Origin of the sequence: Echinicola shivajiensis, from assembly GCF_018642165.1 — a bacterium.
GTDB classification, from domain to species: Bacteria; Bacteroidota; Bacteroidia; order Cytophagales; family Cyclobacteriaceae; genus Echinicola; species Echinicola shivajiensis.
Window position 1 is genome coordinate 113,616 of the sequence record NZ_JAHHZM010000010.1, and the last position, 12,591, is coordinate 126,206.

Genomic DNA, 12,591 nt, shown 5'->3' on the forward strand with positions numbered 1-12,591 from the left:
ATTAATAGTCATCAATTGGGGCTTGGTTATAATAAGCCATAATTTCTTCTTCAGATGGAGTTTCCAATGGTCTAACCACACGGATACCCAAGAATGGAGCTTCAGGGAACCACCATTGGCTCTTTGGGATTTGTGGATCGATTTGTTTCCAATCTGGGGTTGAGGCAAATCGGTTACTACTTCTAAGTTCCGTAGCTTCGCTTACATAACTTCCTCCCCTAATCGTTCTAGGATATAATTCATCAGTAGTTTCCTGTGGATTAGAAACAGGACCATTTGCTTCTGGATAATTAGGAACGTAAGCATCACCAGTCCATTCCATTACATTGCCATAGATATCGAACAATCCCCATGGGTTGGCTTTTTTCTGGCCAATTTTATGTGTACTTTCTTCGGAATTTTCAGCATACCAAGCATATTCTCCCAATTTACTGGCGTCATCTCCAAAGAAGTAAGCAGATTCGCTGCCTGCCTTAGCAGCATATTCCCATTCAGCTTCTGTTGGAAGCCTGTAAAATACACCTGTTTTGGTATAAAGCCATTTGCAGAATTGAATAGCCCCGTATTGGGTCATGCCAATAGCAGGCATTTCTTCCTTGCCCATACCAAATGTCATATCTAAATAAGGTGTAGAAGGACGGGTTAATCCATCTACCTCTGGACTAAGGGCTTTTTCACTTACAGAAGCTTCATAATTTTTATTAAGGAACAATTCAAAAACATCCCATGTAACCTCATGGGTTCCCATCCAAAAGGCGTCGATTTCTACTTCTCTTTGTGGGCCTTCGTCTGACTCTCGGTCCTTTTCAGAAATTGGGCTTCCCATTACAAACTTTCCAGCAGGTATAGGAGTCAGTCCAAAGGTCAATTGGGTATTAGGGATTTCTTGTTGATAAGCTTTAAAATCAACAGAATCAATCTTGGCATTTTCTTGACTTGGTAGAATTCCACCTGCCAAAACTGCAGCCAAAAAGAACTTATTAATCAACATATAACTTGTACTTTTAATAATATTTGGCTCACAATATAAGAACTATTTATAAAATCGATTGTCCATTCATATAAATAATGAGGGAAATTTTAATTGGACTTAATTTCCTGAATTTAATTCCTTTTTTGCCTCAATGACAAATTATGTGTTTTAATAAAGAATTGTTTGTCCTTTTTTAAACAGTGTTCCGATTCCTATGATCAATATCATGTTGATCATAGGAATCGGAAACATTAAATGAAAAATCACTTCGATAAAACCCTGTTTTATTTTTCGCTAAAATTGATTATTTGACCAGGCACTGTTTGTATGAAATATTCAAAAAATGATGCTTCTTTTTTGTCTTTGATTTCACCCTCAAAGTGATTAAGGAAATCTCCAGGCATTATAGGTTCAAGTAGTTCGTTACTTTGTTTTTCTAGAATGCTGATTCCATCATTGAAGGAGAGTGGTGTCACACTTCTCAAGGGTAATACTCCTCCTGAGTTAGCAATGATTTGTCCTTTTTTAAGTTTGTTTTTTGACCATTCTATGGCCACTTCAAAATTACCTCTAGCTTTAAGTCCTGATATCTTGCCCGAATCCCAAGATTTAGGTAAGGCTGGTAAAAGGTGGACTGCTCCATCATGACTTTGTAATAACATTTCTGCAATGCCAGCTGTAGCTCCAAAATTACCATCAATTTGGAAAGGAGGATGCGCATCAAATAGGTTGGTATAAGTACCACTTCTACTTCCTCCCTTTTCATTTTCCTTTACCAATTGCAGTAGGTTGGTCAATAATTGTAGCGACTTATCTCCATCATAAAGTCTTGCCCATATATTCACTTTCCAGCCCATTGACCAACCGGTTGCCTGATCTCCCCGGCGTTCCATAGATTTCTTTACAGCTGCTGCTAGCTCTGGAGTATTATTCCAATTTATCTGGTTGCCAGGATGGAATCCATACAAATGGGAAATATGTCTATGTGTTGGCTCTAGCTCCTCAAAATCAAATTGCCATTCCTGTAGCTGCCCATATTTACCTATTTGATAGGGTAGTAATTTGCTCAATTTATCATTTATTTCTTTACTGAGTTCTGACTGCAAGTCAAGTAAGTTACAGGCATCTAAATACCGGCTAAATGACTCACGAATAATTGCCATGTCCATGGTAGGTCCAGGACTTTGCGTAGAGATTTCTTTATCTCTGTAGATAAATTTGTTTTCGGGACTATGTCCCACGGGAGTGACCAAATAACCTTCCTTATTAGGAACTAACCAATCTTTGTAAAACAATACCGCCCCTTCCAATAATGGAAAGATTTCAGTTTTTAAGAATGATCTATCAGCACTGTAAAGGTAATGTTCCCATTTGTGGCTCATTAACCATCCAGCCACCATAGGCCAAAACGAGCACTCGCACATATCAACAGGTTCTGCATGCCTCCAAACAGTCATATTATGATTTCCCAACCATCCTTGGTTGCCAAACATCTGCTTGGCTGTTTCTTGACCATTGATAGCCAGTTCATCAATAGCTGTAAAGAGCGGTTCTTGACATTCAGAAAGATTGGTCAGTTCTGCAGGCCAATAATTCATTTCAAGGTTGATATTCATGGTATAAGCACTGGCCCAAGGAGGAATCACCTTATCGTTCCAAATACCTTGCAGGTTTAGTGGTTGACCTCCAGGTCGGGAACCTGAAATCATCAAATAACGGCCAAATTGAAAGTACAAACCTACCAAAGATTGGTCTTTGCCATTGGCAAATTGAAGTAATCGTTGGTCAGTCGGAAGCTTAGATTGCTTAGTTTGTTTATCCAGTTTTATTTTTACCCGATCAAATAGCTGCTGATAATCATTGGTATGTTTTTCTAAAAGTGATGCATAACTTTTGTTCTCTACAGCTTTTAAAAAGCCCTTGGATTTAGCTTTCTCATCCACTCCTTCTCGTACGGGAGATTTATCAAATCCATTATAGCTGGTGGCAGCTGATATTAAGAAAACCACTTCATCGGCTCCTATTACTTTTATACTGCCATTTTCTGCAAGGGTCTTTCCTCCGTTTATCCTAGTCTCCACGCGTGTATCAAAGGCCATCCCTAAGCCAAATACATCTTCATCGTACATGACTTGACTTGCTCCAGGCTTTATATTGCCATTCATATCAAATATCTCAGGATATTTATGTTGGTCTCCAATATTCTGTACTGTTTGAAGCGACCTTCTTAGGGCAATTCCAGGAGCCTTCCCTTGTAGTACCAATTGATTTTCATTATTGAAAACTTTTTCAGTGGGCTTATGTGGAGTAGAGAGTTTTAGTTCACAAGTGATGGCACCTGATTTATCCGCCGATAGTTTTACGGCAATCAAATGGTCTGGATAACTCGCAAAATACTCCCGTGCATAGTTTACTCCTCCTTCTTCGTAGCTTACTTTGACAATAGATTGGGCCAAATCCAGATTTCTCTTGTAGTTTTTTATTTCTCCTTTATGATCAAAATCTATCCAAACATCTCCCATAGGCTGAAAACATTGCTGTGCCCTGCCCAACCAATCTTTTTTGATTATCTCTTGAGCTTCTCCATATTCTCCGGACTCCAATAAGGCCATAACTTCAGGATAGCGCTTGCGTACGTTGATGCTCTTGAAAGTGAAATCAGGATCCCCGGAATACAAAGTCCCTTCGTTTAACTGAATACGTTCATTTATCGGATCACCATAGATCATTCCTCCCATAAAGCCATTTCCTATAGGAATAGCTTCTGTCCATTCTTTTGCAGGACTATCATACCAGACCTGAAGATCTTGGTCATTTATTTGAATTGGTGATTTATCTTGGGCAAAACTCCATGAGTTGATAAGACAAAAGAGGGCCAGAAAAAAATAGGACTTAGTGAACAGCTTCATTGGGCAGTTGGATTTGTAAATATATCATAAATGAGTTCTAAAAAATAAAACTACACTCTCTGTGTGGATTATTACAATTGTATCTTATCCGAAACTAATATTATCTTTTCAATGCCCTAATAAAAGAAAAGGCCATTCCACAAGTAAATGTGAAATGGTCTCATTAGTGAAAATTATCAATGATTAAAAAACCTCACTGGCGACCTTATATACCGTATTTGCTTTACTCATGGTATAATAATGTAAGCAAGGAACACCAAATTCAATCAGCTCTTTGCTTTGCTGAATGGCCCATTCGATTCCCACCTCTCTTACATCAGCATTGTTTTTACACTTTTCTAGTTCATTCATTAATGGATCTGGAAGATCCAAGAAGAAGATACTAGGCAGCATAGTGATCTGCTTTAAAGTGGTAATTGGCTTTAAGCCTGGAATAATAGGAACATCAATACCAGCAGCCCGAACTTCCTTCACGAAATCAAAATACTTTTCATTATCGAAAAACATTTGTGTAACAATGTACTCGGCTCCAGCATCCACTTTCGCTTTGAGGTATTTGAGGTCAAATTTGAAACTTGGTGCTTCAAAATGCTTTTCAGGATAACCTGCTACTCCGACGCAGAAATCCGTATGAAATCCGGTTTCGGTTTCTTCATGAAGGTATTTGCCATGATTCATTCCCACAATCTGGGTTACTAATTCATTGGTGAAATTGTGACCGTTTTCGTCCGGAACAAACCTGCCTTCGGATTTTGGTGCATCACCTCTTAATGCAAGGATGTTTTCTACGCCAATAAAATTCAGGTCAATAAGGGCATTTTCTGTGTCCTCCTTGTTGAATCCACCACATAGAATGTGAGGTACTGCGTCCACTTTGAACCTGTTCATTAGGGCAGCACAAATCCCAACTGTGCCAGGTCTCTTACGGGTACTTACCTTCTCCAAAAGCCCATTAGGATGCTTCTTGTAGATGAATTCTTCTCTGTGATAAGTTACATCGATAAATGGAGGGTTAAAATCCATTAATGGAGAAATCCCATCAAGCATTTCATTAAGACTTTGTCCTTTTAAAGGTGGTAATATTTCAAATGAAAAAAGGGTTTTTTTCGCTTGCTTAATGTGTTCGGTTACTTTCATTTTTATATATGGTTGTCATTAGGTCCATTGACTATTAATAGCTAGTAATAGTCAACAGACCCCTTGGTCAAAGCTAATCTTTATTGCATTACAGGGTTGAGTTTTGGATTGTAGGCCAAATTAGGAGCTAGGAGCCTTTCTGCTTTTTCCTTTGAAATACCCTTGCGGTGGGCATAACTAACCACTTGGTCTTCTGCGATTTTCCCTAATCCAAAATATTTACTGTCAGGGTTTCCAAAGTAAAACCCACTTACAGAGGAAGTAGGTAACATGGCATAACTATCAGTTAGAGAAATGCCAATTTCCTCGGCATTCAACAATTCAAATAGGCTAATTTTTTCAGAATGTTCTGGACAGGCAGGATAACCAGGAGCAGGTCTAATACCTGCATATACTTCCTTGATCAAAGCTTCATTATCGAATTGCTCTGATTTGGCATAACCCCAATACTTTTTCCTTACCTCTTCATGCATATATTCTGCAGCTGCTTCAGCCAATCTGTCAGCAAGCGCCTTTAACATGATTTCATTGTAATCATCTGTCTTTGCCTTAAACTCCTCTACTTTATCGTCCATTCTTAATCCAGCAGTAACAGCAAATCCACCAAAATAATCTACCTGATCTGGATGCAAATAATCCGCTAATGAACGGTTTGGAACTCCTTTTCCCTTTTTACCTTGTTGTCTAAGGAAGTGGAAAGTGGTGGAAGTGTCCTGATGATGCTCGTCTAAAATAACAATATCGTCTCCAGACCTTCTAACTGGGTATAATCCAATAACAGCCTTTGCGTCTAGCCAAGATTCGTTAATGATCCTGTCCAGCATATCATTGGCATCATTATAAAGCTTTAAAGCTTGCTCCCCTACTACTTCATCTTTAAGGATTTTCGGGAATTTCCCGGCCAACATCCAAGTACTAAAGAATGGTGTCCAATCTATATAATTCCTTAAGGTTTTAAGGTCTAGGTCAATAATTGTCCTACCAAGCTTTTCAGGTTTAACAGGTACAAAACTATTCCAATCTATAACTGTATGGTTTGCTTTTGCCTCATCGTAAGTGGCCAATTGCTTTGCCTCTTGTTTAGCTTGGTGAGATTCCCTTAATTCTTGATAAGTAGCTTTCATTTTTTGATGGAAAGCCACTTTGGTTTCTTCACTGATTACTTCACCCGCAACTGGGACTGATTTGGATGCATCCATGACATGAACCACGGTTCCACTGTATACAGGATCAATTTTAACAGCCGTGTGGATTCTACTGGTTGTTGCTCCCCCGATCAACAATGGAATTTTTAAGCCTTGGCGCTCCATCTCAGAAGCTACATTGACCATTTCATCCAGTGATGGAGTAATCAAACCACTTAAGCCAATGATATCCACCTTATTCTTGATGGCTTCATCAATGATTTTCTGGGCATCAACCATTACGCCCAAATCTATAATTTGATAGCTGTTACAAGCCAAAACCACACCGACGATATTCTTTCCAATATCATGAACATCTCCTTTGACAGTGGCCAATAATACCTTTTTAATAGAACTGCTGCCCTCATCAAAATCAGCATCACCTGCCTTTGGCATAAATGGTTCCAAATAGGCTACTGCCTTTTTCATTACACGGGCAGACTTAACCACTTGTGGCAAGAACATTTTACCAGATCCAAAGAGATCCCCTACAACGTTCATACCATCCATCAAAGGTCCTTCAATTACCTTTAGTGGACTATTAAGTTCCTGTCTGGCCTCTTCTGCATCTTGCTCTATAAAATCAATGATACCTTTTACCAAGGAATGTTCCATTCGCTTGGCTACAGGATCTTCCCTCCATGCTTCACTTTTCGCCTCTTTTTTGCCCGTGGACTTAACTGTCTCTGCAAAATCCAACAATCTTTCAGTAGCATCTTCCCTTTTGTTCCAGATTACATCTTCTACATGTTCCAAAAGATCCTTTGGAATATCATCATATACCTCAAGCATACTTGGGTTAACAATTCCCATATCCATTCCATGTTGGATGGCATGGTAAAGGAATACGGCGTGCATAGCCTCTCTTACAGGGTTATTGCCCCTGAATGAGAAGCTGACATTACTCACCCCACCACTTACTTTGGCTCCGGGAAGGTTTTCTTTAATCCACTGGGTGGCCTTAAAGAAGTCTATGGCATTGGTTTTATGTTCTTCCATCCCTGTGGCTACAGGGAAGATATTTGGATCAAAAATGATGTCCTGAGGATTGAAATTCACTTTCTCCACAAGAGTATCATAGCTCCTTTTACAAATGTCTATTCTCCTTTGGTAAGTATCGGCTTGTCCATCTTCATCAAAAGCCATCACTACCACAGCAGCACCAAACTTCTTGATGATCTTGGCTTGGCTGACAAACTCTTCCTCACCGTTTTTCAAACTGATGGAATTAACTATTCCCTTACCTTGGATACACTTCAATCCAGCAAGGATAATATTCCATTTTGAACTATCTATCACTATTGGAATTCTGCTTATTTCAGGTTCGGAAGCCAAAAGGTTAAGATATTTGACCATGGCAGCTTCACCATCCAGCATCCCTTCATCCATACAGACATCAAGGACCTGTGCACCGCCACGAACCTGGTCCAAGGCTACTTCTAATGCTTCGTCAAACTGGCCGTTAAGAATTAATCTGGCAAACTTTTTAGATCCTGTTACATTCGTCCTTTCACCAATATTGACAAAGTTCAATTCTGGTGTAAAAACCAAAGGTTCAAGCCCTGATAGCTTTAAAAGATCATGTTTTCTATTATTGTCCATTCCCACTGTTCTTCTTATGCAAATGCTAGTTTTCGAGGTTCGTATTTTTTACTTACTTCGGCAATTACCTTAATATGTTCAGGAGTGGTTCCACAACAACCACCCAAAATATTGATCAAATCATCCTTAAGGAATTCTTCAACTTGGTCAGCCATTTCCTTTGCAGTTTGATCGTACTGTCCAAACTCATTGGGCAGGCCTGCATTTGGATAGGCACTGACATAGAACGGCGCCTTTTCGGCAAGCACCTTAAGGTATGGTCTTAATTCCTTTGCTCCCAAGGCGCAATTTAGACCTATACTGATCAATGGTACATGAGATAAAGAAATTAAAAATGCTTCCGTTGTCTGTCCAGACAGGGTCCTTCCCGAAGCATCTGTAATGGTTCCTGAAATCATGATGGGAATCCCTCCCTCTTCAGGATTCAATGGAATGCCTTTTTCTTCATAAACCTCTTGAATCGCATAGACTGCTGCTTTAGCATTTAAAGTGTCAAATATGGTTTCTACCAAGAGAATATCCGATCCTCCATCTATTAGTCCCCTGATTTGTTCTGCATAGGCTGCTGCCAACTGGTCAAAGTTCACTGCCCTAAACCCAGGGTCATTCACATCAGGAGAAATAGAAGCTGTACGGTTAGTTGGTCCTATTGCCCCTGCCACAAATCTTGGCTGGTCAGGAGTTTTCTCCGAATAGGCCAAGGCTACTTCCTTGGCTATTTTAGCAGAAGTCACATTCAGCTCATAGGCTAAGTGAGAAAGATCATAATCCTCCTGAGCGATGGAAGTACTACTGAAGGTGTTTGTTTCCAAAATATCAGCACCGGCATCCAAATAGGCTTCATGAATCTGTTTGATTACATCCGGCCTACTTAAAGAGAGCAGGTCATTATTACCTTTCAATGATTTAGCGTGACTTTTTAAAGCTGCTGTTCTAAAATCATCTTCATCCAATTGATAACGCTGGATCATGGTCCCCATCGCACCATCAAGGATTAAGATTTTGTTTTTTAATTGCTGAAGTAATATATCCGTTCTAGTATTCATGCTCAATAATTTTTATAAAAGCTTATGTCGAGCAAGAACCGGAAGAAAAATGAAGCATTTATCTGCCGCTCATCTTTTCCTGTCTTACTCAGGATGGGAGTTAGCACCTTGTATGGTTCAGGTTGCTAAGACGTCATTGGGCCCTTCCCTCGGTCTTTCTCGATAAGCAATCCCAAAGTTAACAGGAAAAGATGGAAAAAAATTGCAAAGAAGATATTTTATTTAAATTTCTAGTTGGCATTAGAAATATATTGTACAACAGCTCTATGGTCTAATTCCCAAACCGAATTGTAAGAATGGACCAGCCATATAACTTGACATGCTCACGTCAGCCAACTTATAATTCCCTAATGGAATTTCATAGCCAGCTGTGATAGAGTATTTAAGTGCCAATTGCGATTTTTTGGAAAGACTTGATGCATAGGACAAAAACGCTTCCGGTTTGGCCATTAAACCACCTTTCTTCAGTTCCCCATCATAATCAGGTATATCAATTAAGCTGGGAAAATCCACTTTATACTTATGCAATAAGGAATATCTCAATGAAGCATAACCTATTCCCCCCATTAATCCGATTTCCCAATTATTCAGGTCCAAAAATTTGCGACCCAAATTTCCATAGACCCTGGTACTGCTCAAACTTTGGTGATAGGATTCATTTGCATCTCCATTTTGATTGGCATTGTAAAGATCTGCTCCATATAAAAAGCCCCTGTTTTCCCCTACTATCTTGATGCCAATATTTGTGGGCCAGCCGGATAGTTCATTATACCCATTACTGGAAAGATAATTGTTAAGTTTATTAGGTTTGGTGAAGTGAAACCCATAAAATAAATTCAAGGCCAAAGTGGCATCACGATAAAAATAATTGGATTCAGGCAAAGTGATTCCTGCTCCAATTCTAAGAAAGGGACCACTTTGGATATTGTCAAAGTTCATTCCTTTTATTTTCCAAGATTCTTCAAATGGATTGAAAGAATATCCGAATTTTGCTGAAAGGCTAATTACTTCCTCAGCTGAAAGCAAACCCAGGTCATAGCCCAATTCAAAACCAATTTCGGTCAGGAAATTACCAAAGTTCTCTGCTCCGCTGGTGACATCATTTCTCCTCAATATATAGCCATGGGCAGGTTCTTCCAAGAATTCGTTCATTGTTGCAGAATTGACACCCTTGAGCATCTGAAAATTCATATAACCCATTCCAATGGACATAAAATGGATTAGCTGAACTTTCCCCTCTTCGGTAAATGCATATCCTACATTGAGAAATACCCTACTGGTTCTATAATCGATTATATAGTCGCCAAACTGGTTGTTTAAGCCATTGCTTTGGTAAATCTCAGTACCAATAATAAAGTCATTGAACCTTGTCTGATATCCCAAACCAATACTATGATAAGAGTTGGCCATTTTTGTTCCACCTCTTTCCTCAAGTAATTTGTTGAAATCCAAGAGTGGAGCTCCTGATATTCCATAGAAAAAATTGGCACTTGTTCTCTGGTACAAATTGCTTTTTTGGGCGAAAAGGCTGTTTGCCCACATTACTAAAAGTATTATTGAGACTAATGATCTTTTCATGTATCGAAATTTCACCTCAAAATTAAAACTTTAATTAAGGATATGGCCATTTTACCTTTTAAAATACCTTTGAAACATAAATAACTATAAAACGCTATGCTTCCGTATAAGCAAAGCCAATATATTTTTAACTATGACAGCAATAAAAGTGCCCATAGGAAATGACTCAATCATTGACCGATTCTCATTATTTCAAATTATATTTAACAGACATTATTTGAAATTTGAATCAATTAAGCAAAAAGCTATGATTACGACTACAACACCACATATTGAAGGCCATGAAATCAAAAAGTATTGTGGAATAGTTTCCGGAGAGACCATCATTGGAGCCAATATTTTCAGGGACTTTTTTGCCGGAATTACAGATATTGTTGGCGGTAGATCAGGTGCTTATGAAAAAGTACTTAAGGAGGCTAAAACCACTTCATTAAGGGAAATGGAAATGCAGGCTATGGCCTATGGTGCTAATGCTGTTGTTGGCGTAGATTTGGATTATGAAACTATCAGGGATGGAATGCTAATGGTTACTGCCAGTGGAACCGCTGTTATTACAGAACCAAAATAAAGTAAAAGGCTGTCTTTAAATTAATTGCTATTGGAGGCATTTAACTTAAAGGCAGCTTTTTGAATAAGAAATCAATGATTCTTATTTTCCAGAACGACCTTTAACTGCTCTTTGGTCGATTTTTTTATCACTTCATTGTTAACGACAGTTATAGGCCCCGACTTACAAAAGTCCATGCACTTGGTTTTGACAATTTTATATTTTCCCTTATGATCATCCAGCTTGGTAAGGTCCTTAATATCCTTTAAAAGACCTTTACAACCATTCTTCTTACAATCAGATCCAGTACATACAAATATGAATTTTCGGTAAAGGGCCATAATTAATTTGATACAAATTGTAATAACAGACCACAAATATACGCTCCATAAGTGCCAACAGCATAACCAAATACAGCCAGCAATACCCCTACTGGTGCCAGAGAAGGATGAAAGGCCGAAGCTACTATAGGTGCAGATGCAGCCCCTCCTACATTGGCTTGAGAGCCTACCGCCACAAAGAAAAATGGCGCTTTAATAAGGTACGCAATTATCAGCATAATACTTATATGTACTAACATCCAAACTGCCCCTACAATAAACAGGGATGGGTTATCTAAGATAGCAAATAAATCCATTTGCATACCTACTGTGGTAATCAATACATACAATAAAACACTTCCTAATCGGGATGCTCCTACCCCTTCCAAATTCCTCGCTTTGGTAAAAGATAGGATAAGTCCTCCTGTGGTTGCAATTACAACTATCCAGAAAAAGGTAGAGTCTAAGGAATATTTTTGTAATTGCGGATAATTGCTACCTATCCATGGCGCTATATAATCTGCAATCCAGTGAGAAATTCCTGTGATAACAAACCCTACGCCCAAAACCTTGAAAGTGTCACTCATATTGGGGATTTTCATGATACTACCCCTATATGCTTGGATATTTCTTTGCAACTCTTCTATGGCAGAACTGTCTGCTTTAAAAATTCTGTCAATCTTTTTGGGATTAGCGGCCCAGAAAAGTAAGAATGCCAACCATAAATTGGCTATTACAACATCTACTGCAATTACTGAGCTAAATAATTCAGGGCTAGCTCCAAAGGTTTTAAGCATAGCAGTTTGATTAGCACCACCACCAATCCAACTTCCTGCGACTGTGGCCAAACCTCTCCAAACTTCATCCGGCCCCACTCCTCCCACTACAGAAGGATCTACAATAGAAACCAACAAAACTGCAATAGGACCACCTAGTATTATTCCTAAAGTTCCCGAAAGAAACATGATCAAAGCTTTAGGACCCAGTTTAATTATCCCTTTGAAATCTATGCTTAGGGTCAATAACACCAAAGAAGTAGGCAATAAGTACCTTGAGGCTACTTGGTAAAGCTTTGATTCGCTACCGGAGATAATTCCCAGTGTATTGAAAATCGAAGGAAGAAAATAACAGAGAAGTACAGATGGAACTACCCGGTAAAATTTTTTCCAAAAGGGTCTGTCACTGCTGGAAGTGCCAAAAACCAAAGCTAAAATACCAAAAAGAAGTCCTAGTACAACAGCATCATTGCTGATCAATGGGGTAGATTCCTGCATGTAAATAAATTGTATGAAATT

The 12,591-nt window shown here is 38.9% G+C and carries 9 protein-coding genes and 1 riboswitch; of the genes, 1 reads left to right on the top strand and 8 read right to left on the bottom strand.

The features are described from left to right. Position 1: 1 nt before the first annotated feature. From KMW37_RS16400 to KMW37_RS16425, 6 genes are all read right to left on the bottom strand, one after another. Positions 2 to 991 (bottom strand): formylglycine-generating enzyme family protein, encoded by a 990-nt coding sequence (locus KMW37_RS16400; protein WP_215225739.1) that lies wholly within the window; start codon positions 989 to 991, stop codon positions 2 to 4. A 266-nt stretch (positions 992 to 1,257) separates the two neighbouring features. Further along, positions 1,258 to 3,882, bottom strand: a complete 2,625-nt coding sequence (locus KMW37_RS16405) for a glycoside hydrolase family 95 protein (protein ID WP_215225740.1) — start codon at positions 3,880 to 3,882, stop codon at positions 1,258 to 1,260. Positions 3,883 to 4,065: 183 nt separating this feature from the next. Beyond that, on the bottom strand, positions 4,066 to 5,019 hold the full coding sequence (gene metF, locus KMW37_RS16410; RefSeq protein WP_215225741.1) for a methylenetetrahydrofolate reductase [NAD(P)H]: 954 nt from the start codon (positions 5,017 to 5,019) through the stop codon (positions 4,066 to 4,068). An 80-nt stretch (positions 5,020 to 5,099) separates the two neighbouring features. Beyond that, positions 5,100 to 7,805: a methionine synthase gene (metH, locus tag KMW37_RS16415; protein ID WP_215225742.1), complete on the bottom strand. Its 2,706-nt coding sequence runs from the start codon at positions 7,803 to 7,805 to the stop codon at positions 5,100 to 5,102. 14 nt (positions 7,806 to 7,819) lie between these two features. Further along, positions 7,820 to 8,851, bottom strand: coding sequence for a homocysteine S-methyltransferase family protein (locus KMW37_RS16420; RefSeq protein ID WP_215225743.1), 1,032 nt, complete (start codon positions 8,849 to 8,851; stop codon positions 7,820 to 7,822). A gap of 66 nt (positions 8,852 to 8,917) precedes the next feature. Next, positions 8,918 to 9,020, bottom strand: a riboswitch (SAM riboswitch). Between the two features lie 95 nt (positions 9,021 to 9,115). Next, positions 9,116 to 10,429, bottom strand: coding sequence for a hypothetical protein (locus KMW37_RS16425; protein ID WP_215225744.1), 1,314 nt, complete (start codon positions 10,427 to 10,429; stop codon positions 9,116 to 9,118). 247 nt (positions 10,430 to 10,676) lie between these two features. On the opposite strand from KMW37_RS16425, the gene KMW37_RS16430 reads away from it, so the two are divergent. After that, positions 10,677 to 10,997, top strand: a complete 321-nt coding sequence (locus KMW37_RS16430) for a YbjQ family protein (protein ID WP_186757728.1) — start codon at positions 10,677 to 10,679, stop codon at positions 10,995 to 10,997. Positions 10,998 to 11,068: 71 nt separating this feature from the next. On the opposite strand, the gene KMW37_RS16435 is transcribed toward KMW37_RS16430, so the two are convergent. Then, positions 11,069 to 11,317, bottom strand: a complete 249-nt coding sequence (locus KMW37_RS16435; protein WP_215225745.1) for a (2Fe-2S) ferredoxin domain-containing protein — start codon at positions 11,315 to 11,317, stop codon at positions 11,069 to 11,071. A 2-nt stretch (positions 11,318 to 11,319) separates the two neighbouring features. Then, complete coding sequence (locus KMW37_RS16440; protein ID WP_215225746.1) at positions 11,320 to 12,570, bottom strand: DUF819 family protein; 1,251 nt, start codon at positions 12,568 to 12,570, stop codon at positions 11,320 to 11,322. Positions 12,571 to 12,591 lie beyond the last annotated feature (21 nt).